The organism is Vibrio sp. AND4 (assembly GCF_000171815.1).
Lineage (GTDB): Bacteria > Pseudomonadota > Gammaproteobacteria > Enterobacterales > Vibrionaceae > Vibrio.
On sequence record NZ_ABGR01000002.1, the window covers coordinates 423,036 to 445,365 of the forward strand.

Genomic DNA, 22,330 nt, shown 5'->3' on the forward strand with positions numbered 1-22,330 from the left:
GGAGTGTGTCATTGACCCGGTCGCGGCGTCTAGCAACTTGGAAAGAGCCGATTATCCTTTCCTTGCGGTCGAATCAATGGCGACGCTCTGCATCCTGTATCTTGCAGTCACTTAGGTATCACAATGTCAGTAGAGGACATCAATTTAAAAGGCTTAACATGAAAACCACCATTAACTTGACAGCATTTTCTTCATTTATCACTTACGGCTTAAATGAGGTAAGAATATGCTAAATAGGATCATCCAACATTACATCACGCCAGCATTACTACCAGCTTTACGGCCGTCAGTAGCAAAACTAGCTTGTGGCGTTGCCTGTGAAGTGTCTGCTGCTGTAGCAAAACTCGGCGCCCTTTTATGCTTAATTCAGCTCATTGATGAGCTATCAAGCCAATGGGTTTACGCTGCAATTGGATTATGGGTAATCAGTGCGATTATTGCATCTTTTGGCTCTTGGTTAGTGCACGATGCCGAGTCTGTTTTTTCGAATCGTCTGCGTCGTGAAGTAGCGCAGCACTTAGTTCGCTTACCCAGTAAAACCATATCGAGATACGGCGATAATCAGTTGCGCCGATTGGTATCAGAGGATATCAATACACTTCATCATATGGTGGCACATTTACCAGCAGAATTAGTGACATTCATTATTGTACCCGTCTCTTCAATAGTGATCATGTTAGCTCTTGCAGGCCCAATCGCGCTATTCATCCTTCTCCCTGGTTTGATTGCATCACTATATTACTTGCTATTTTTGCCTCGGTTTGCGGCCAAACATGGAGCCGAACGAATGACCATAATGGGCGATATCGTCACCGCGGTTAATGATTATACAAGGGGGATTAGAGTCAACCGTATCTACGGCACCCAAACTGGTGCGCTTACGGATTATTATGACTCGACCAGGCGTTTCACCCAGGGCATTGTCAAGTGGGTAGGTAGTGTTGCTCTTCCCGCGGCTATCGCGGTCGCTTTACTTCAGGCCGTTGCCACTTTTGCGATTGGGTATGCCGTTGCCTACCAACTTAGCCCTGCAGCAATGGCATCCGTATTCTTTTTTGGATTAGCTATCGTCACGCCAGTATTAAAGCTTGGACACGGGTTGGACTACATCACAGCTGGCAAAAATGCGGCCAACAATATCAGCGAGTTCTTGCAACAGCCAACGATTGTCAGCGGTAAACTCAATCACAAATCACAACCACAAAAGTTACGTGGCTCAGGCTTAGTTGTCGTGAACAACAAAAAGACCATCATCGACAATCTCACTCACGATTTTCTGCCTGGTTCCTTTACCGCAATTATGGGACAAAGCGGGGCAGGAAAAAGTACCTTGCTGCGTATCTTAGCTGGCCAAGAAACACCCGCACATGGCAGTGTTTTATTGGGACGTGAGGAACTGTTCGACCTTACTGAGACTGCACGCTATCAGGCAATACGCTATCTCCCTCAGGAGACTGGCGCGCTTAAAACCACCATTAGAGAAAACTTGCAGCTAAGCGCACCAGGCGCAGGTGATGATGAGCTATATCTTGCGCTGTCCCTTGCTCGACTAGACCTTGATCTTGATTCTGACGCGAGCTTGCTGTCCGGCGGCCAGCAACAACGTATCGCACTAGCGGGCATTTTTTTATGTGATACAAATGTTATTTTGCTTGATGAGCCCACCAGTGCACTCGATGACGATACCGCAATCGACATCATCAAAAGTTTAGCCGCACTCACTCAACAACATAATAAAACGTTGATCATGGTAACACACGATTCAAAGCTTGCTCGACTGGCTGACTTTACTCTCACATTAAGTGACCAACGACAGGATGACCAAGTATGAAACCTAAAAATACTGTATCTTCCAGCGCAACCATGCCTTTTAACGCTAAGTCTCGTTTGTATCGAGTGGCAATAGGTTGGACTTTTGTTGCTCTATTTGAAGCCATCGCGTATACATTTCTTGCGGTGTCCATTGTAGAAAAAGCATCCCCGATATACGTGCTGATAACGGCAGCACTTGCCGTGCTCGTTACCGTCCTAGTGCAACGATCTGGGTTTATTTCTGGCGCTAGGTTAGCAGGAGACCTTTACGCTGCAGTAGGACGCGCACTCAGTAAAGCCAAGCTTGCATGGTTTAGCGAACAGCGCCGCACGCAACTTAACCAATTGGCAGAGCGAGGTATACCTGGATTTATGGCAATCCCCGCCCATCATTTGCAGACATTTTTACACGCGCCACTACTGCCGATTTTCTTGGTCTTTGGAATTGGTATCGTGGGAGGAATACAAATTGCGCTGTTAAGTTGCGCACTTTTAATCCTTGCGTTAACCGTACAATTTACAGCGCAGCGTCAACTTAGTCGTTCAGACAAAGATAGGCACAGGGCAGATGTGCAAGCGACAAAATCAACACTGGAACTGATCGACCATTTTGATTTACTGCGTTCAACAGCAGGTCCAAAACGAGCAATAGAGCGAATCGACAGAAGTTGGAGCGCACAAGAGAAAGTGTACGCTGGAATCAATAAGAGCGCTTCGTTAGCAACCTTTGTCTCTTCGTTGGCAACCATCTTACCACTCGCAGGCCTTGCTACCTACCTTGTGTGGGCACAGATGACTCAACCACTTCTCATCTTGGCCCTACTGATTTTAATTACTCGCGCAGCCGCACCACTCGGAGAATTAGCATTAGCAGGGTTCGCTATTAATGATGTAAAAGCCTCAATAAACAATTACGGACAACTAACCAATGTCCCTACCCTGACAGAAGCTAGAGGTAGAAATGCGGCTATCCCGAACAACCATAAGTTAGAACTGAATCGTGTTAGCCATCAAGACTTATTTGCGGATGTCAGCTTGGAAGTCAAACAAGGTGAAACCATTGTCATTAATGGCATCAGCGGCAGTGGAAAAAGTACATTGCTCGGCCTGTTTCTTCGATTTGATGATCCGAGCAAAGGGTCTATATCGCTTGGTGGTGTCGATCTTAAAGACATCCCATATGAGTCTTTCATTCAGCATATCGCTTACGTCTCACAGGATCCGATTATCTACACGGGAACGCTAGCAGACAATATTCGTTTAGGAAACCCAAACGCCACTGACGAAGAGATCGAGCATTTTGCTGGATGTGCAGAACTTAATGAGCTTATTGCCTCGTCTGACAAAGGGATTCATCAGTCAGTCGGACAAAAAGGCACTGGGCTATCCGGTGGTGAGAGACAACGAGTCGCGATCGCACGAGCCCTGATCAAAAAAGCGCCGATCCTAGTGTTCGATGAAGCGACATCAGCACTAGATGAAACCACCGAAAAAAGAATTGCTGATCATATTCATCATTTAGACTCTACAGCGATTATTGTAACACATCGAGACCTGCGAGTTTGGCGTCCAACCGTTGAACTAACGATAGACAACCGAGAGGTAAGGATTCTGGGCCACCCTGCTAACACGGTAAGCACTGATAAAAACAACAGTAAGTTAGAGCAGGGTTCTGATGAGCTAGCGTTTAACGTTTAAACGTATTGGTAACAACATCAAAGCACCCCACTTTACACAGAGGGGTGCTTTACATATATGTGGGGAAGGCAATTTTTAAGCAGTAATTTGCGTTGCCTCCCACCACTCTTTAATTGTGTGTAGAGCGACCATTTCAGCAAGCTCGACATTAAAGCCTAATGCCTTCCAACGGCTATGTAGTGTCATGACTCGAATAGAGTCTAAGCCAAGAAATATTAGGTTTTCCTCCACATCCACCTCATCCAGATCTACGTCAAGTATGTCAGCGACATCCTTCCTCATAGTCTCTAAGCTAAAAGTACTTGCTACTGTCGAAGGTTGAACCGCTTGGACAAATTCATTGACGGATTTAACGCTCCCACTCCTACCTGATACGTACTTAAGCGTATGGAGATGGTCTTCTTCAGAGAAGTCCGCAATCGAATCACCAATAACAAAAGGTTTAATATCGAGCATAAACGCGTCCAGTGCCGTTGATAGAATACCGATATGGCCGTAGACACCGACAATAATGAGCTGATCTCTTTGCTCCTCTTGCATCCACTGGAGCAATGGCGTTTTCTTAAACGCACTATAACGCCATTTGGTATATTGAATGTCTCCACCTTGAGGTGACACTTCGCTCGTTATCTCAGTATCTTGAGTTAATCCAGTACCCCAAAAGTCCGTCAGCAACGCTCTTTCATTTGGTTCCTGATTGGCAGGCTGAGCGGTATAAATAACAGGAATATTGGCAGCTCTGGCATTGTCTAAAACTTTACTTACGTTTTCTAAAAGCTCTGGTACTGGTGACTTTGTTTTATCAAAGAAGTTGAGGAAATAAGTTTGCAAGTCATGAACTAAAACAACAGCCTTTTTAGGATCTATTTTCCAATTCACTGTGTTTTCTGGAAATAACTCCGGTTGAGGCAGGTTATACGAGGCGATCTTAGGAATGGCCATTTAGTTATCCTTATCTAAAACGATGACTACAAATTAAGGGGCAAGTGCGCCCAGAGAAAAATATTGATAATCAATATCATTTACGGCAATTCTAAGCTAACAATGGATATAAAATCAATTGCTTATGAGGGTTAATTCTATAAACCGCATTCAACCAAGTCATCTCGAGATGCTTGGGTATTTAAATGGTCGATTTCGCTTATTACTCGCAATCTCATCACATCGACGGATACAAAAAACCCTGCCAGAATGGCAGGGTTTTCATTTCTTAAAAAGATACGTTACGTAAAATTAATCACGTAGAGACGCACCAAACTTCTCAGATACGTGAGCAACGATAGCGTCAACCGCACCAGCAATGTCTGCATCTTCAAGCGTACGCTCAACTGACTGTAGCGTCAGGGCGATAGCTAGGCTCTTCTTACCTTCTTCAACACCTTTACCAACGTAAACGTCGAATAGTTTCGCATCTTTCAGGAACTCGCCACCTTGTTCTAAACAAGCGTTAACGATATCACCAGATGCTACGGCTTCGTCAACCACTACCGCAATGTCACGACGGTTTGATGGGTACTTAGAAAGCTGTACTGCTTCTGGAATCACTTTAGTGTTGATTGCAGACCATTCCACTTCGAATACGATAGTACGGCCGTTTAGGCCAAACTTGCGCTCTAGTTCTGGATGAACCGTACCAATCACACCAACTTGCTTGCCATCAACGATGATAGCAGCAGATTGACCTGGGTGAAGCGCTGGGTTCGCTGCTTTGTCTTCAGCAGAAAGTGCTGCGAAAGAGTAAGCCGCTTCGTTTGCTGTAAGCTCAAGAACCGCTTCTAGATCGCCTTTCAGATCAAAGAAATCAACGGTGTTAGTTTCGATGTCCCAGTGCTCTTCACTGCGAGTACCTGCGATAACACCTGCAAGCATAGGCTCTTGGCGCATACCGTTTTCAGCAGACTCACATGGGATGAAACGTAGGCCGTATTCAAATAGACGAACACGTGGCTGTTGACGCTTCTGGTTGTGAACCACAGTATTTAGTAGACCTTGGATAAGGCCTAGACGCATTGCTGACATATCCGCAGAGATTGGGAATGGCAGGATTAGCGGCTCAACACCCGGTACAACCAACTTTTGCTGCTCTGGCTCAACGAAGCTGTAAGTGATTGCTTCTTGGTAACCACGGTCAACAAGTAGGTTACGAACGCGTTTTAGCGGAATGTTCGCTTCTACGTGGTCGTGCATCTTAAGTGCCGCCGCTGGGTTTTGGTTAGGGATGTTATCGTAACCGTAGATACGACCTACTTCTTCAATTAGGTCTTGCTCGATTGCGATATCAAAACGCCATGTCGGTGCTGTCGCTGTCCAACCTCTTTCTTGGTTAGCAAGAGCAGTAGTCTCTACAGTTAGGCCAAGACGCTCTAGGATTTCTACTACGTCAGTATCCACAATGTGGTGACCTAGTAGGTTGTCTAGTTTAGTACGACGTAGAGTAACTTTGTTTGGCTTAGGTAGGTCTGCTTCAGACTCTACTGCAACAACAGGCGCTACTTCACCACCACAGATTTCAACAAGAAGCTGAGTTGCACGCTCCATTGCGCTCACTTGTAGTGCGTAATCCACACCACGCTCGAAACGCATTGATGAATCAGTGTGCAGACCGTAGCTACGTGCGCGACCACGGATGTGGTCAGGTGCAAAGAATGCACACTCTAGTAGCACGTCTTTAGTCTCAGTTGTTACACCAGACTCTTCACCACCAAAGATACCTGCAATTGCAAGTGCTTTGTTGTGGTCTGCTACTACTAGTGTATCTGCGTTTAGTTCTGCTTCGCTGCCATCAAGAAGTGTTAGCTTCTCACCTTGCTCAGCCATACGAACGACGATGCCACCTTCGATCTTCGCGAGATCGAACGCGTGCATTGGTTGGCCTTGCTCTAGAAGAACATAGTTGGTGATGTCTACTACAGGATCGATAGAGCGGATACCACAGCGGCGCAATTTCTCTTGCATCCATAGTGGCGTTTCAGCTTGAACGTTTACGTTCTTAACCACACGACCTAGGTAACGTGGACACGCAGCCGGCGCTTTCACTTCGATAGACACTTTGTCTTCGATTGAAGCTGCTACTGCTTCTACTGATGGCTCAGTTACGTCAGCACGGTTAAGTACGCCAACTTCACGAGCTAGACCACGAATGCTGAAACAGTCAGCGCGGTTTGCTGTTAGGTCTACGTCTACTGTTACGTCGTCTAGACCTAGGAATTCGCGGAAGTCGGTACCAATTACTGCGTCTTCTGCTAGTTCCATGATGCCGTCTGACTCAACGTCGATACCTAGTTCAGAGAATGAACACAGCATACCGTGTGATGGTTGACCACGTAGTTTTGCTTTTTTGATTTTGAAATCGCCTGGTAGAACAGCACCAACAGTCGCTACAGCAACTTTGATACCTAGGCGACAGTTAGATGCGCCACAAACGATGTCTAGAAGTTCTTCAGCGCCAACATCTACTTTAGTTACACGTAGTTTGTCAGCGTCTGGGTGTTGACCACACTCAACCACTTTACCTACTTTAACGCCAGTGAAAGAACCAGCGACAGGTAGTACGTCGTCTACTTCTAGACCCGCCATTGTGATTTGGTGTGTAAGTTCGTCAGTCGATACCGCAGGGTTTACCCACTCACGAAGCCAAGATTCGCTAAATTTCATAGTGATGTATCCCCTGGATTACTTGAACTGTTTTAGGAAACGAAGGTCGTTCTCGAAGAACGCACGAAGATCGTTTACGCCGTAACGAAGCATAGTCAGACGCTCAACGCCCATACCGAATGCGAAACCAGAGTACTTCTCAGGGTCGATGCCTACGCTGCGCAGTACGTTAGGGTGAACCATGCCACAACCTAGAACTTCGAGCCATTTACCGTTCTTACCTTTCACGTCTACTTCTGCTGAAGGCTCAGTGAATGGGAAGTAAGAAGGACGGAAACGTACTTCCACTTCTTCTTCGAAGAAGTTACATAGGAAATCGTGCAGGATGCCTTTCAGCTGTGCAAAGTTAACGTTTTCATCAACCAGCATGCCTTCCACTTGGTGGAACATTGGCGTGTGCGTTTGGTCGTAGTCGTTACGGTATACACGGCCTGGTGCGATGAAACGGAATGGTGGTTTACCATTTTCCATGGTACGGATCTGTACGCCTGACGTGTGAGTACGAAGCATCAAATCTGGGTTGAAGAAGAAAGTATCATGGTCAGTACGCGCTGGGTGATCAGCGGCGATGTTTAGTGCATCAAAGTTATGGAATGCATCTTCGATTTCTGGACCAGACTCTGTGTTAAAGCCAAGTTCGCCAAAGAACTTCTCAATACGCTCAACAGTACGAGTAACTGGGTGTAGACCACCGTTCTCGATACGACGACCTGGTAGTGTCACGTCGATCGTTTCTGCTGCTAGCTTCGCTTCTAGCTCTGCACGTTGTAGTGCATCTTTACGAGCTGCGATAGCTTGCTGAACTGCGCCTTTCGCTTTATTAATCTCTTGACCCGCTTCACGGCGCTCTTCTGGTGGTAGTTTACCTAGGCTTTGAAGTTGAGCAGTTAGCTCACCTTTTTTACCTAGATACTGAACACGCACTTCATCAAGTACGACTAGCGATTCTGCGGCTTCAATTGCTGCACTCGCGTTAGCAATGATCTCTTCTAGATGTTGCATCGTTTCCTCATCTACCTGCTGGTAGTATCCATAAGGGAGTGATTGGTTTTTTGATAGCTGTACATAGTAGCCAAACCCGCCACCAAAGCCAAATTGAATTATGAAAAGAAAAGGTTATTGAATGAAAAGAACACAAAAACATGAAAAAAACAGGTTATTACTCAAAACTCCCCCGAGATACTTGATTCAGCGAGAGTGGCTTGGTTCGAAAGCAAGCAATAATTTGAAAATCTGGGGGGGTAAAGGATAGCTAACGTAGTATGAATCTATTTTAGACCGACAGGCTCGGCTTATCCCCTGCTAACGCAATAGCGTTACGAATATCTTCAATGAAGCTGGCGCTGGTTTTTCCAATACCATCAGAAAACTTCACTGGCTGGTGAGGACCTGCGATGAGTAAAACATTGGTGAAATCTGAAACGTCAAAATCATCAACAACCACATTTTCTGAATGAAAGTTTAGAACGGTGTCAGCAACTTGTTTTTCTATAATGAGAAGTTGTTCTTCGGTTATTTTCATTCGCGACAAGGCAACTCGAACACATTTCTCATGTGTGGTGGTTTGCTCTTTAATTATCTCAGTGTACTTATCACTAAGCTTTGAGTTTTCTGAATAGCTATAATAAAGCGGGCCATGCAAAATAATTTTATTCTCTGCGTCAACATGAACCAAATTGAGTAACTCAAGTGCACCTAGGTAATCCGACATACTTCGCGCTGAGAGATCATACTTTTTCATTAGAATGGCGTAACCATCCTTTCCACGAAGCATTCGTAGTTCACGATAAAAATCGTACAAATGAGGAAATTGAAAGAAGACTTCGTCTTGGGTATGGCTAAAATAGTCTTGATCTTCTGCTTGAAGTTGATTGGCCAATTTTTGCAATTCATCAAGGGTACAATCGACTGCACGGCAATATTCTAAGAGCTTATCAAGAGCAAGGTTGGTACTGGTCAAATGACGTTTAAAAGTGGATAACGGCATTCCCATTTTCTCAGACAACTCTCGATACGTTAGCCCTTTGGTTTTTATAGCTTGTCTTAATGCTGCTAACAAGTACTCAGGAGTAAGTTCTCTCATCTACAATTCCTTATGGTGATGATTCATATTTGTAACAATATAGAACCACCTCGCAAGGTACAAGTTCATATTTCATAAGAAATCATAGAGCTACTGTTAACTTTATTAACAAAATCATAAGCAAAACTGAATTAGCGAATGTTTGTAACACGACAGAAATTCACAACTTTTCTTCCATATTAAGTTCAACTCAGCGTATTGGGATTATATTACTAACTCATTTGACAATATCGAATGTAAATCTACGCTTACTTTAGGTAATTAAACCTATTTAGAACAGATCATTGCCGCTAAAAGTAGGTAAAAAAGGAATTGATGATGAGACTAAAACCACTTGCCGCAAGCTTGGGAGCGGTACTCCCGACTTTGGCTAATGCAGCAGATAAACCAAACATTGTTGTTATATTCGGCGACGATATTGGCTGGCAGAACGTAAGCGCATACGGTATGGGCACAATGGGTTACAAGACCCCCAACATAGACCGAATCGCTAACGAAGGGATCAAATTCACCGACCACTATGCTCAGCCAAGTTCAACGGCAGGGAGAGCGGCCTTCATCACAGGCCAGTACCCTATTCGCTCGGGGATGACCACAGTTGCGATGCCGGGGGGAGCGCTAGGGATGAAAGCGGGTTCACCTTCACTAGCTGAGGTCCTAAAGCAAGTGGGCTACGCCACTGGCCAATTCGGCAAAAACCACCTCGGTGATCATAACTTTGCCCTTCCGACCGTGCATGGATTTGATGAATTCTTCGGTAATTTGTACCACCTAAACACTCAAGAGGAGCACGAACAAAGAGACTATCAAAACTTTGCCAAAGCATACTCGGGTTCTGTTGAAAGTTACGCGAAAAAGTTTGGTACAAGAGGCGTATTACATTGTTTCGCTGACGCAAAAGATGACAAAACGGTAGATCCAAGATTTGGAGCGGTTGGCAAGCAAAAATGCACGGATACAGGGCCACTTGGACAAGAGCGAATGAAGGATTTCGACAAAGCGGAAATGATACCAGCTGCCTTGAAGTTTATTGACAAATCAATTGAAGATGACAAGCCGTTTTTCACTTGGATCAACACCAGTCGCATGCACCTTTACACACGTTTGAACGACAAGTGGCGCTACGCAGCGGAGCAATATACCAGTGAGTTCGACTATCACGGAAGCGGCATGCTACAACACGATCATGATATTGGTTATCTGCTTGACGAACTCGATAAACGTGGGATTACTGAGAATACTATAGTTTTGTACACAACTGACAACGGCCCTGAGCATTCTTCTTGGCCCTACGGCGGTACTACACCATTCCGGGGCGAGAAAATGACAACCTATGAAGGCGGTGTTCGAGTTCCAATGATGGTGAGATGGCCTGGCACCATTCCATCTGGACAAGTTCTCAATGGCATACAGGGCCACCAAGATCTGTTTACAACTCTGGCCTCTGCCGCTGGTGTGAAAGGCGTCAAAGAACAGATGATAAAAGAGAAAAAACAGTATATTGATGGTATCGACAACTTGCCATACTGGACAGGCAAAAGCGAATCCTCTGCGAGACAGTCTATATTTTACTACTTCGAGGATCAGCTTTCAGCTATTCGAATCGGACCTTGGAAATTCCACTTTGCTATCGCTGAAAACTACTACGATAACTTATTGCCACTGTCAAAACCAAAAATCTACAACCTGAGAGCAGATCCGTTTGAGAGCTTTGATTCAATCGATGCAAATGGTCATTTAATTCAGAAAATGTCATGGCTACTCGCTCCAGCATCGGAAATGGTTACTGAACACGTCAAAAGCTTGGTCGAGTATCCACCGACTCAAGGTGGTTCAACCTTCGATATGACTAAAATTATTGAGGATGCCATGAAGAAAACGCAGCAATAAGCCCTTAAAAATAGTCTAAAGAAATAGCCTAATCACGTCATTGCACTGATTAGGCTTTAACTTAGAGGATATCCATGAGCAAATATCTCACTAGAAATACGACAGAGCTGGATGTTGTTCCTCTCAAAACAGCTAAAGCAGACAAAGGCCATGTCAGACGCTTCCACGTCATGGCCAAGCCCGGCGGGGCTAAGTGCAATATAGACTGCCAATACTGCTTCTATCTGCACAAAGAGGGTCTACTTCATCAACCTAAGCAACCAAGGATGAGTGATGAACTGCTCGAAAGGTATATTGAACAATATATTGCTAGTCAGGACTCAAATGAAGTTACATTTTCTTGGCAAGGCGGAGAGCCCACTCTGTTGGGCTTAGATTTTTTTAGAAAAGTCGTCGTTTTACAAAAAAAGTACGCCGATGAAGGAATCAAGGTAAACAACGACTTACAAACTAACGGTATTATACTTAACGATGAATGGTGTGAATTTTTAGCGCGGAACCATTTTCTGGTGGGTCTTTCAATAGACGGTCCTGAGAGTATCCACAATAAGTACAGAGTCACCCGCAGTAACAAACCGACATTTCATCTCGTTATGAAAGCGGTAGAGTTGCTAAGACAATATGGCGTCAAATTTAACGCACTTGTCACCGTTAATCGCCATAACGTCAAATACCCTATCGAAGTATATCGTTTTTTAGTCGACGAGTTGAAGGTAAACTACATACAGTTCACCCCGGTTGTAGAGCCGAAAAACTTTAAGTCAGCGGCACCTCAATTTTTTAATGATGCCGCAATACCCTCTCTTGGGAGCCCAGAAGCGCGCCCGGGCAACGTTATGTCTATCGTCACAGATTGGTCCGTTGATCCTGATGATTGGGGGAATTTTCTCAAAGTAACTTTTGAAGAGTGGATCAATAACGACCTGGGTCGTGTCATGGTAAATCTGTTTGAAACAGCAGTTGCTCAAACAATGGGTAAACCAAGCCAGTTATGCGTGACTTCAGAATTTTGCGGCAAAGCCATCGCTATAGAACACACAGGTGACATCTATTCCTGTGACCACTTCGTCTATCCAGAATACAAGCTCGGCAACATCAACGATCAAAATTTACCAGATATGGCTCTGTCTGTTCGTCAAGAAGGGTTCGGCATGTCAAAACGCGACAGCCTTCCAGAATATTGTAAGCGTTGTCCTTACTTAAACTTGTGCTGGGGGGAATGTCCAAAAAATAGAATCATCAAAACGCCTGATGGCGAGATCGGACTCAATTATTTATGTTCCGGTATCAAGACATTTTTTGACTTCGCACAACCAATACTTGTTGGCTTGGTCACCGTCATGAACACAGGAGCTAACAAAGCCCAGCTTTCAAAAAGCTCAGCGAGACCAGAAAGTTTGTAACCGTATGAACCATTGGTAGACATAAAAGTAGTTGGTGGGCGTTAAAATAATAAATGAACGTGGCAACGATTTCGGCTGTTAAAACCGATTTTGGAGTGAAACCCGTTTTGGTTCATAAAGAAAAGACAATAAAAAAGGAGAGCATAAGCTCTCCTTTTCTTAATCCTAAACTGCTAATTAAAGAGCAGCTTTCGCTTTTTCAACTAGAACAGCAAATGCTGATTTATCGAATACTGCGATGTCCGCAAGGATCTTACGATCGATCTCGATAGATGCTTTCTTAAGACCGTTGATGAAACGGCTGTAAGATAGACCATTTTGACGAGATGCTGCATTGATACGTGCAATCCAAAGTTGACGGAATTGACGTTTCTTAGCGCGACGGTCACGGTAAGCGTATTGACCAGCTTTAGTAACTGCTTGGAAAGCTACGCGGTAAACACGTGAACGTGCACCGTAGTAACCTTTAGCTTGTTTTAGAACTTTCTTATGACGTGCACGAGCTTGTACACCACGTTTTACGCGAGGCATTATGCTTCTCCTAAACTAAACGATTGATAACTAAAAGAATTAAGCGTATGGCATCATACGAATAACTGCAGCCACTTCACAACGAGGAAGGATTGCATTCGGACGTAGTTGACGCTTGTTCTTAGTAGTACGCTTAGTCAGGATGTGACGTTTTGTAGCGTGCTTGAACTTAATACCACCAGCAGTTTTCTTAAAACGCTTAGCAGCACCTTTGTTGGTTTTCATCTTAGGCATGATGAATAACTCCGCATTGAGTAGGTTTAATAAACAACGTAATTAGGGCGAACAAGAGCCACCCGCTATCTTCTATTAAAAAGAATGGCGACTGGCACTTAATTACTTGATGAGCCTTTAATTACTTCTTTTTAGGGGCAAGAACCATGATCATCTGACGACCTTCGATTCGACTTGGGAAAGATTCCACTACAGCAAAGTCTACAGTGTCTTCTTTCAAGCGATGAAGAACGTCAACACCGATGTCTTGGTGTGCCATTTCTCGGCCACGGAAGCGAATTGTTACCTTCACTTTGTTGCCTTCTTCAAGGAAACGCGTCAGGTTGCGTAGTTTTACCTGATAGTCTCCAATATCAGTTCCAGGACGGAATTTTACTTCCTTAATCTGAACCTGTTTTTGCTTTTTCTTCTGCTCTTTAGCAGATTTGCTCTTTTCAAAGAGGAATTTGCCGTAGTCCATAACACGACAGACTGGCGGCTCAGCGTTAGGACTGATTTCCACAAGATCCATGCCCGCTTCTTCAGCAGCTGCGATCGCTTCTTGAATAGATACAACACCAACTGATTCACCGTCAGCGCCTGTTAGTCGAACTTCACGAACGCCACGAATTTCATTGTTCATACGGTGTGGGTTTTGTTTTACCGGCTGTTGGCCGCGTCTTCCGCCTTTAATAGCTTATTCCTCCAGATTGAGCTTACGGCTAAAGATCTCGTCTTGGATGTATGCAATGAAGTCATCCACTTTAAATTTACCGAGATCTTTACCTTTTCGAGTACGTACTGCGATTTCGCCTGCTTCCATTTCTTGGTCACCGACAACTAGCATATACGGTACACGCTTTAAAGTATGTTCGCGGATTTTAAAGCCAATCTTCTCATTTCTCAAGTCTGCTTTGGCTCTAATTCCACTTTTTTGTAGTTTTTGTACTACTTCTTGAACATAATCTGACTGTTTATCAGTAATGTTCATAAGAATTGCTTGTTCTGGTGCCAACCAAGTTGGGAAGAAACCAGCATATTCTTCAATAAGAATACCAATGAAACGCTCTAGTGAACCTAAAATTGCGCGGTGAATCATTACCGGCACAAGACGTTCATTGTTTTCACCTACATAAGTTGCACCCAGGCGACCTGGTAGGTTGAAATCTAGTTGGACAGTACCACACTGCCATGCACGGTCTAGACAGTCATATAGTGTGAATTCAATCTTAGGACCGTAGAATGCACCCTCGCCTTCTTGGATCTCGTATGGAATCTCCATCGATTCAAGAGACTGTTTCAATGCTTCTTCAGATTGATCCCAGATTTCATCTGAACCTACACGTTGTTCTGGACGAGTAGACAGTTTCACTACGATATTGTCGAAACCAAATGTTTGGTATGTATCGTACACCATTTTGATGCAACTTGTTACTTCTTCTTGAATTTGGCTCTCGGTACAGAAAATATGAGCGTCATCCTGAGTAAAGCCACGTACACGCATAATACCGTGCAGCGCACCAGATGGTTCGTTACGGTGACATGAGCCGAACTCTGCCATACGTAGTGGTAGGTCACGGTACGATTTTAGACCTTGATTGAAGATCTGTACATGACCAGGGCAGTTCATTGGCTTCAGTGCGTATTCACGGTTCTCAGAAGCCGTTGTGAACATCGCATCAGCGTATTTGTCCCAGTGACCAGAACGTTCCCAAAGAACGCGATCCATAATTAATGGACCTTTTACTTCTTGGTAACCGTATTCATCTAGCTTAGAGCGCACGAATACTTCAAGGTCACGGAAGATAGACCAACCATTGTGATGCCAGAACACCATACCCGGTGCTTCTTGTTGCATGTGGAATAAGTCTAGTTGCTTACCCAATTTACGGTGGTCACGCTTCGCTGCTTCTTCTAAGCGAGTTAGGTGCGCTTTTAGTGCTTTCTTATCGTGGAAAGCGGTACCGTAGATACGTTGAAGCATTTTGTTGTCGCTGTTACCACGCCAGTAAGCACCTGCAACATTCATCAGAGTGAAGTGTTGGCAGAAGCTCATGTTAGGAACGTGAGGGCCACGACACATGTCAATGTATTCTTCATGGTGGTAAAGGCCTGGACGGTCATCACGAGATACGTTTTCGTCTAGGATTTCCACCTTGTATGGTTCGCCACGTGATTCAAATGTGTCACGTGCTTCCTGCCAGCTTACTTTTTTCTTAACCACTTCGTACTTGGTTTTCGCGAGCTCTTTCATACGCTTTTCAATCTTTTCAAGATCGTCTTGCGTTAAAGACTCATCTAGGTCGATGTCGTAGTAGAAGCCATTGTCGATGGTTGGACCAATCGCCATTTTAGCTTGAGGGTAAAGCTGCTTAAGGGCGTGACCAAGAAGGTGAGCACAAGAGTGACGAACGATTTCTAGACCGTCTACTTCATCTTTAACTGTGATGATTTCTAGGCTTGCGTCTTCTTCAATTGGATCGCACGCATCAACGCGATTACCGTTTACGCGACCAGCGATAGTTGCTTTGGCAAGGCCGGGACCGATCGATTGCGCAACTTCCATAGTAGAAACAGGGTTGTCAAATTGACGCTGACTGCCGTCAGGAAGAGTAATAATAGGCATGCTATGTCCTTTACAGTGGTGTTGCACACCAAGCAACACATGAAAGTTATTTTATATATTTAATTCAACAAGTTATGAAACTTGTAAGAGAAATATGTAGGATTTGGTACAAATTTAGGTACAAATACGGATGCACCACTATTTATTCCAAGGGCATTGTAACGAATAAATGTGAAATGACAATAATGAACTAAGCTCAAGTTCGAAGAAACATATCACCTTCACCGACCGAATGCGATTGTGCTGCGTTTTAATAGGCCCCCCTCTTCTTACCCTTTCATCATCCTTCGACCTATCATGGGAAAGTTTCAAGGCCATAGCTTTAGAAGAATCCATGTAGCTGATTTAATAAATAACCCCACCCTATTTAGCCCTCTTCACTTCAACAGCACGCTCGAACGCTCGTTTTTCTGAATGTGGACCAGCAAGAAATTAAACGACTGTTCTTTTTTATATACGTTCTTTTTAATAAAAGAATAAAAGAATTGGCGACAATACATTGAAAAGGGTTGTTTAAGAGATGAAGCTAAGCCCTAACGCTACATCTATCACTCCGAGAGTCAGGGCTGGTATTTGCTTGCGTTACAAATTCAACGTAAGCGCGACTGCTGCAGCAACTTGTGAATCAGATGCGCCGATAGGTAGCGAGAAAGAACGGTACTGATCACCGGACATGCTAAATGAGTGGTCGATTTCTGTTAAACAATGCATCGTCTCGCCATCTAAAACAAAGGAGAGCTCAATCTCTTTACTAGAAACGAAACCGTTATTACGAAATTCTAGCTCTTGGAAAACCCCTGAACGTGAAGTGAAAGTGTTACCGCGTAAAAAGCCCTTTTCGACGTCAGCTTTAACCATGCAGAAACCAGCTTGTTCAATCGTTCGGATCACACAGGAAGCCACAGGTAACGGCTTAACCTCGATATAATCCCTATCACGCGGGTCAATCGCAAAACCAATATCTAGCGTGGTTTCAACCCATACGTGACAGTGATTTTTCTGCGCACTTACTGCCGTGATCGGTGTTTCGTCGTGCAGTTTAAGCTCAAATGGTACCTGCTTGTCTTCATTCGGTTGAATAATAAACGGCTCAACCGCTTTCAATTGATCAATCGTGAAAGTTTGGTAGCTAACGCTGTCGTCTGCTTCTACTTTCATTTCCGTGTTCAGTTTGATGGTGATGGCATCTATTTGTTGCTCCACATCCCCACCTTTGATGTGAACGTGGCCACGTAAAGTTGCGCCTTGGTATACGCTCATTTCATCTAAAATCGTATCGACTTTTGCTGAGCCAATACCAAGTGATGCTTTTAGTTTCTTAAACATGTGATTCCTTCGTGACTGTTTGTTTTATTATGTTGATATGTCTCTGTTTACACAACTGATCAACCCCCCGCAAGTAATAGATTGCAAGAATGTTTATTCATCACTTCTATCAGCAAACAAAATAACGCTATCCGTTTGCAATTTGTGCGTGTATTACGCACTATTTGTATAGTCAATTAAAAGGAAGTTAACATGTCTACACCACTCTACATGCAAATCAAACAGTTTATCCTCGATAAGATTGACTCGGGAGAGTGGATGGTAGGACATAGGATCGCAACGGAAATCGAATTAACGCAGCAATTCGACGTGAGCCGAATGACTGTCAACAAAGCGATTCGGGATTTGGTGAATGTAGGCAAACTGCAACGCCGTCCTCGCCTTGGCACGTTTGTTTGTGATCCAACAGAAAAATCTGAATCCCCTCTATTGGACATCCGTAACATAGCATCTGAAATCACTAATCGCGGACGAGAACATCACAGTGAGGTATTGCAAAAAATCGCCATTAAAGCCGATGACAGTATCGCGACAAAGCTTGGTGTGATGCTTGGCACCACGGTATTTTACAGCGAGATTATCCACTTTGAAGACGGAAAACCAATTCAGCTTGAGCTACGTTGGGTCAACAGACAGTATGCGCCAAGTTATCTGCAGCAAGATTTCACCAATATGACGCCAAACCAATACCTCTCAGATAACTGCCCACTGAGTGCAATAGAGCATACTGTCGAGGCGATTGTTCCTGAAGGACGTATTAAACAAGACCTCAGAATGCAAACAAACGAGCCTTGTCTATTGCTCAATCGCCGCACTTGGAGTCAAGATAAACTAGTCAGTACCGCACTCCTTTACCATCCCGGGAATAAGTACAAATTAAGCTCTAAAATCCTGCTATAGACTAAGCTCCCCCTTCGGCGCGATCACATTTCATTAACATCAGTCTTGTCAGTGATGCTTTTTTCTCCTATTAATTTGTATATACATTTAAATATACAAATCAAAAGGAAGTATCAGATGGATTTGCTGATTGAAAATGCTCGCCTTGTCACTATGCAAGAAGGAGATCAAGGCTACCGGCCCTCTCCTCTCGCTCGCGTCGGCATTCAATCAGGAAAAATCGTTGCACTTAGTCGCCTAGCAAGAGGCGAAGACAACTCAGAAACCGAATCCATCCTGAATCCAGCCCAATATGAACAGACCATTGACCTTCAAAGCAAGTTGTTGTTGCCGGGGTTTATTGATTGTCACACTCATCTTGTGTTTGCTGGAAATCGTGCCAACGAGTTTGAAATGCGCCTCAACGGTATCCACTACGAGGAGATCGCCAAACAAGGGGGTGGCATTCTCTCTACCGTTCGTGCTACGCGCGCTGCGACACAAGCGCAACTCGTAGAGCTCGCTCTACCACGTTTAGATGGTTTGCTTGCAAGCGGTGTTACTTCTGTTGAGATTAAGTCTGGGTACGGGCTGACACTACAAGATGAAATCAAGATGCTGCGAGCAGCGAAAGCCTTAGAGCAAGAGCGCAAAGTAAAAATCACCACAACCCTACTCGCCGCTCATACACTTCCACCAGAATTTAAACACCGTGCAGACGACTATATCCAACACATCTGTGAAGACATCATTCCCCTCGTGGCAGAGGAAAAGCTCGCCACCAGCGTCGATGTATTTTGTGAGTCGATAGGTTTTAACTTAGCTCAAACCGAGCGTGTCTTTGAGGCAGCAAAACAACACGGTTTACATGTCAAAGGGCATACTGAACAGCTTTCTGATTTAGGCGGCACTATGCTAACGGCAAAATACAATGGCCTTTCTGCCGATCATATTGAATATCTCGATGAAATTGGTGTGCGTGCGCTCGCCAATTCCTCGACCGTGGCAACCTTGCTCCCTGGTGCGTTCTACTTCTTACGTGAAACCCAATTGCCTCCTATCGAATTACTCAGAGCACACAAGGTGCCAATGGCGATAGCAACAGACATCAACCCAGGGACATCGCCATTCGCAGATTTAACTCTGATGATGAATATGGCTTGCACCCTGTTCCGTTTAACCCCTCAGGAGGCACTACGCGGCGTTACCCAGCACGCCGCAAAAGCCTTGGGTTATGGGGGGTCTCGTGGCGTGATTTCGGTGGGTTATGACGCTGATTTCTCCGTGTGGGATATAGAGAACCCAGCGGATCTTAGCTATCAAGTTGGCGTAAAACGTTTAGTCGCTCGCATCGTTAATGGTGACTATGCCTCTCATGGAGGACTGTAACATGGCTCAATCCGATCTCAATGCCACTCCATTTCACTGGCAAGGCCGTCACGATACGGAAGACGGTGAACTTGGTAAGCGTATTCACCACGTAATTAAAAACATTTCTGTTGCAGATTTACCGAGCAGGAGCGAAGGGGTCTCGATCCTTGGCTTTGCAACTGACGCAGGTGTTGCCCGAAATAAGGGTCGTATTGGTGCGAAAAAGTCACCGGATTTAATCCGGCGTGCCCTAGCCAATCTCGCTTGGCACCAAGATGCGCCGCTTTACGATCTCGGCACCGTCGTTTGCGAAGACGACTTACTAGAAACTAGCCAGTCGCAGTGCGCAGCTACGATTGCTAAAGCGCTGCCTCATTCACCTGTCGTAGTGCTAGGTGGCGGACACGAAATCGCATGGGCATCATTTTCAGGCTTGGCCGAGTACTTCAAAACGCATCATCCAGACAAGCAGCCAAAGATTGGAATTATCAACTTCGATGCACATTTTGACTTACGCGCGTTTAACAGTTCACTTGCAGAGGTAAAACCGAGCTCAGGCACACCGTTTAATCAGATCCATCACTTTTGCCAACGCAATAATTGGGCGTTTCAGTACGCTTGCATTGGTGTCAGTAGAAGCAGCAATACCAAAGCCCTGTTCCAGAAAGCTGATGAACTCAAGGTTTGGTATTTGGAAGATAAACAACTTTGCTACCTGAACCAAATCGACCACTTAACACAGCTACAACTCTTCATCGATGGGTGCGAGTATCTCTATCTAACGATTGATTTGGACGTATTCCCGGCAGCAACAGCTCCGGGCGTGAGTGCTCCAGCAGCCAGAGGGGTCAGCTACGACATCCTTTCGCCGTTTCTCGAACTAATCCTAGATTGCAAAAACAAACTGATGCTGGCAGACATTGCCGAGTATAACCCCACTTATGATGTCGATAGCCAAACTGCTCGGTTAGCTGCTCGTCTATGTTGGGACATCACTAATGCCATGGCAGAAATAAACCGTAAGCCGAAATAACCGAACCTAATAACAATCAACTCGGACAAGAAACAGCTCAGACAGCACTTTACCCGAGTAGAAATAGCCGAGCATAGACTTGGCATACGCGTGAAACTGAAGGAGTCTTAACATGACACAACGCCAGGGACAAGATCCACGCCTTGATACAGGCAGAACCGTTCGTGCGCCGCAGGGAACAAAACTGCGCGCCAAATCTTGGCTAACGGAAGCCCCGCTCCGTATGCTGATGAATAACCTTGATCCAGACGTAGCCGAACATCCTCAATCACTCGTCGTGTACGGTGGCATCGGCCGAGCAGCACGAAATTGGGAGTGCTTTGATAAGATTGTTGAAGTGCTGGAAAGACTCGAAGATGACCAAACTCTTCTCGTCCAATCTGGCAAACCCGTGGGGGTTTTCCCGACTCATAAAAATGCACCTCGCGTTCTGATTGCTAACTCAAACCTCGTACCGCATTGGGCCAATTGGGAGCACTTCAATGAGCTGGATAAAGAAGGCCTGATGATGTACGGACAAATGACCGCTGGCAGCTGGATTTATATCGGCTCACAAGGCATTGTTCAAGGCACTTACGAGACCTTTGTGTCAGTCGCAAAGAAGCACTTCAATGGTGTAGCAAAAGGTCGATGGATCCTAACTGGCGGTCTTGGTGGTATGGGCGGCGCTCAGCCTTTAGCTGCGACAATGGCTGGTTTCTCCATGATTGCTGTTGAATGTGACGAATCACGCATCGATTACCGTCTGCGCACAGGCTACGTCGACAAGAAAGCCACCTCGTTGGATGAAGCGCTAGCAATGATAAAAGAATCCGACACGGCTATTTCTGTCGGTCTACTGGGCAACGCAGCAGACATCTTCCCAGAACTTGTAGAGCGTAATATCACGCCAAACGTAGTAACCGACCAAACCTCCGCACACGACCCATTGAACGGCTACTTGCCTCAAGGTTGGAGCATGTCCCGTGCGGCAGAAATGCGCTTACAAGACGAATCCGACGTGATCAAAACAGCGAAAAAATCCATGGCAGTTCAAGTAAAAGCCATGCTAGAGCTGCAAAAACGTGGCGCTGCGACACTTGATTACGGTAACAACATCCGTCAGATGGCGCTGGAAGAAGGCGTCGAAAATGCGTTTAATTTCCCAGGTTTCGTGCCAGCTTATATTCGTCCTTTATTCTGTGAAGGTATTGGGCCGTTTCGTTGGGCAGCATTGTCTGGCGACCCAGAGGACATCTACAAAACCGACCAGAAAGTAAAAGAGTTGATCCCTGATAACCCTCACCTACACAACTGGCTAGACATGGCACGTAAACGCATTCAGTTCCAAGGTCTGCCTGCCCGTATCTGTTGGGTGGGTCTGAAAGACCGTGAGCGTCTCGCTCAAGCTTTTAACAAAATGGTGAAAAGCGGTGAGCTGAAAGCGCCAATTGTTATTGGCCGCGATCATTTAGATTCTGGTTCAGTAGCCAGCCCGAACCGCGAAACCGAAGGCATGATGGATGGCTCGGATGCGGTATCAGATTGGCCATTACTTAACGCCCTACTAAACACAGCAGGCGGTGCAACTTGGGTATCGCTTCATCATGGCGGCGGCGTTGGCATGGGTTTCTCTCAACACTCAGGTATGGTGATTTGTTGTGACGGCAGTGATGATGCATCTGAGCGTATTGCTCGCGTACTTCACAATGACCCAGCGACGGGTGTTATGCGTCATGCAGATGCGGGATATGACATCGCAAAACAATGTGCAGCTGAGCAAAAACTGGATTTGCCAATGCTCAATGAAGAACTGAAAAAGCTGAAGTAAG

General features: G+C 45.2%; 17 protein-coding genes. 8 read left to right on the plus strand and 9 right to left on the minus strand.

Going from position 1 to position 22,330, the window contains the following annotated elements; translation table 11 throughout:
- The first annotated feature begins 226 nt into the window (after positions 1-226).
- Together AND4_RS04570 and AND4_RS04575 are read left to right on the plus strand one after the other, a co-directional pair.
- Positions 227-1,831: an ABC transporter ATP-binding protein gene (locus AND4_RS04570; protein ID WP_009841734.1), complete on the plus strand. Its 1,605-nt coding sequence runs from the start codon at positions 227-229 to the stop codon at positions 1,829-1,831.
- On the plus strand, positions 1,828-3,510 hold the full coding sequence (locus AND4_RS04575; RefSeq protein ID WP_009841735.1) for an ABC transporter ATP-binding protein: 1,683 nt from the start codon (positions 1,828-1,830) through the stop codon (positions 3,508-3,510). Before AND4_RS04570 ends, AND4_RS04575 begins: the two co-directional genes overlap by 4 nt.
- A gap of 75 nt (positions 3,511-3,585) precedes the next feature.
- Here the strand turns inward: AND4_RS04575 and AND4_RS04580 are convergent, their stop codons facing one another.
- The 4 genes from AND4_RS04580 to AND4_RS04595 form a co-directional block, all read right to left on the minus strand.
- A complete protein-coding gene (locus tag AND4_RS04580) occupies positions 3,586-4,452 on the minus strand; it encodes an isochorismatase family protein (RefSeq protein ID WP_009841736.1) in 867 nt (288 codons plus the stop codon).
- 291 nt (positions 4,453-4,743) lie between these two features.
- Positions 4,744-7,164 (minus strand): phenylalanine--tRNA ligase subunit beta, encoded by a 2,421-nt coding sequence (pheT, locus tag AND4_RS04585; RefSeq protein WP_009841737.1) that lies wholly within the window; start codon positions 7,162-7,164, stop codon positions 4,744-4,746.
- Positions 7,165-7,182: 18 nt separating this feature from the next.
- A complete protein-coding gene (gene pheS / locus AND4_RS04590; protein ID WP_009841738.1) occupies positions 7,183-8,166 on the minus strand; it encodes a phenylalanine--tRNA ligase subunit alpha in 984 nt (327 codons plus the stop codon).
- Between the two features lie 271 nt (positions 8,167-8,437).
- Positions 8,438-9,247: a helix-turn-helix transcriptional regulator gene (locus AND4_RS04595; RefSeq protein ID WP_009841739.1), complete on the minus strand. Its 810-nt coding sequence runs from the start codon at positions 9,245-9,247 to the stop codon at positions 8,438-8,440.
- Positions 9,248-9,565: 318 nt separating this feature from the next.
- Here AND4_RS04595 and AND4_RS04600 point away from each other — a divergent pair, with 318 nt between their 5' ends.
- On the plus strand, positions 9,566-11,137 hold the full coding sequence (locus AND4_RS04600) for an arylsulfatase (protein WP_009841740.1): 1,572 nt from the start codon (positions 9,566-9,568) through the stop codon (positions 11,135-11,137).
- Between the two features lie 74 nt (positions 11,138-11,211).
- The gene (locus AND4_RS04605) at positions 11,212-12,540 is read left to right on the plus strand and encodes an anaerobic sulfatase maturase (protein ID WP_009841741.1); all 1,329 of its coding nucleotides are present in this window, start codon (positions 11,212-11,214) and stop codon (positions 12,538-12,540) included.
- Between the two features lie 177 nt (positions 12,541-12,717).
- Here the strand turns inward: AND4_RS04605 and rplT are convergent, their stop codons facing one another.
- From rplT to AND4_RS04630, 5 genes are all read right to left on the minus strand, one after another.
- Positions 12,718-13,071, minus strand: a complete 354-nt coding sequence (gene rplT, locus AND4_RS04610) for a 50S ribosomal protein L20 (RefSeq protein WP_009841742.1) — start codon at positions 13,069-13,071, stop codon at positions 12,718-12,720.
- A 39-nt stretch (positions 13,072-13,110) separates the two neighbouring features.
- The gene (rpmI, locus tag AND4_RS04615) at positions 13,111-13,305 is read right to left on the minus strand and encodes a 50S ribosomal protein L35 (RefSeq protein ID WP_009841743.1); all 195 of its coding nucleotides are present in this window, start codon (positions 13,303-13,305) and stop codon (positions 13,111-13,113) included.
- 121 nt (positions 13,306-13,426) lie between these two features.
- Positions 13,427-13,978: a translation initiation factor IF-3 gene (gene infC / locus AND4_RS04620; protein ID WP_083796262.1), complete on the minus strand. Its 552-nt coding sequence runs from the start codon at positions 13,976-13,978 to the stop codon at positions 13,427-13,429.
- A 3-nt stretch (positions 13,979-13,981) separates the two neighbouring features.
- Positions 13,982-15,910, minus strand: coding sequence for a threonine--tRNA ligase (thrS, locus tag AND4_RS04625; RefSeq protein ID WP_009841745.1), 1,929 nt, complete (start codon positions 15,908-15,910; stop codon positions 13,982-13,984).
- A 582-nt stretch (positions 15,911-16,492) separates the two neighbouring features.
- Positions 16,493-17,236, minus strand: a complete 744-nt coding sequence (locus tag AND4_RS04630; RefSeq protein ID WP_009841746.1) for a sporulation protein — start codon at positions 17,234-17,236, stop codon at positions 16,493-16,495.
- Between the two features lie 192 nt (positions 17,237-17,428).
- Between AND4_RS04630 and hutC the strand changes: the two genes are divergently transcribed.
- The 4 genes from hutC to hutU all read left to right on the plus strand — a co-directional run bounded on the left by hutC (position 17,429) and on the right by hutU (position 22,329).
- Positions 17,429-18,136 (plus strand): histidine utilization repressor, encoded by a 708-nt coding sequence (hutC, locus tag AND4_RS04635; RefSeq protein WP_009841747.1) that lies wholly within the window; start codon positions 17,429-17,431, stop codon positions 18,134-18,136.
- A gap of 117 nt (positions 18,137-18,253) precedes the next feature.
- Positions 18,254-19,504, plus strand: a complete 1,251-nt coding sequence (hutI, locus tag AND4_RS04640; protein ID WP_009841748.1) for an imidazolonepropionase — start codon at positions 18,254-18,256, stop codon at positions 19,502-19,504.
- A gap of 1 nt (position 19,505) precedes the next feature.
- Positions 19,506-20,519: a formimidoylglutamase gene (hutG, locus tag AND4_RS04645; protein ID WP_009841749.1), complete on the plus strand. Its 1,014-nt coding sequence runs from the start codon at positions 19,506-19,508 to the stop codon at positions 20,517-20,519.
- Between the two features lie 112 nt (positions 20,520-20,631).
- Positions 20,632-22,329: a urocanate hydratase gene (gene hutU / locus AND4_RS04650; protein ID WP_009841751.1), complete on the plus strand. Its 1,698-nt coding sequence runs from the start codon at positions 20,632-20,634 to the stop codon at positions 22,327-22,329.
- The last annotated feature ends 1 nt before the right edge of the window (position 22,330 follow it).

Coding starts and splice junctions, on each gene's coding strand:
- AND4_RS04570 (WP_009841734.1), top strand. CDS start 227: ATGCTAAATAGGATCATCCAACATTACATCACGCCAGCATTACTACCA.
- AND4_RS04575 (WP_009841735.1), top strand. CDS start 1,828: ATGAAACCTAAAAATACTGTATCTTCCAGCGCAACCATGCCTTTTAAC.
- AND4_RS04580 (WP_009841736.1), bottom strand. CDS start 4,452: ATGGCCATTCCTAAGATCGCCTCGTATAACCTGCCTCAACCGGAGTTA.
- pheT (WP_009841737.1), bottom strand. CDS start 7,164: ATGAAATTTAGCGAATCTTGGCTTCGTGAGTGGGTAAACCCTGCGGTA.
- pheS (WP_009841738.1), bottom strand. CDS start 8,166: ATGCAACATCTAGAAGAGATCATTGCTAACGCGAGTGCAGCAATTGAA.
- AND4_RS04595 (WP_009841739.1), bottom strand. CDS start 9,247: ATGAGAGAACTTACTCCTGAGTACTTGTTAGCAGCATTAAGACAAGCT.
- AND4_RS04600 (WP_009841740.1), top strand. CDS start 9,566: ATGAGACTAAAACCACTTGCCGCAAGCTTGGGAGCGGTACTCCCGACT.
- AND4_RS04605 (WP_009841741.1), top strand. CDS start 11,212: ATGAGCAAATATCTCACTAGAAATACGACAGAGCTGGATGTTGTTCCT.
- rplT (WP_009841742.1), bottom strand. CDS start 13,071: ATGCCTCGCGTAAAACGTGGTGTACAAGCTCGTGCACGTCATAAGAAA.
- rpmI (WP_009841743.1), bottom strand. CDS start 13,305: ATGCCTAAGATGAAAACCAACAAAGGTGCTGCTAAGCGTTTTAAGAAA.
- thrS (WP_009841745.1), bottom strand. CDS start 15,910: ATGCCTATTATTACTCTTCCTGACGGCAGTCAGCGTCAATTTGACAAC.
- AND4_RS04630 (WP_009841746.1), bottom strand. CDS start 17,236: ATGTTTAAGAAACTAAAAGCATCACTTGGTATTGGCTCAGCAAAAGTC.
- hutC (WP_009841747.1), top strand. CDS start 17,429: ATGTCTACACCACTCTACATGCAAATCAAACAGTTTATCCTCGATAAG.
- hutI (WP_009841748.1), top strand. CDS start 18,254: ATGGATTTGCTGATTGAAAATGCTCGCCTTGTCACTATGCAAGAAGGA.
- hutG (WP_009841749.1), top strand. CDS start 19,506: ATGGCTCAATCCGATCTCAATGCCACTCCATTTCACTGGCAAGGCCGT.
- hutU (WP_009841751.1), top strand. CDS start 20,632: ATGACACAACGCCAGGGACAAGATCCACGCCTTGATACAGGCAGAACC.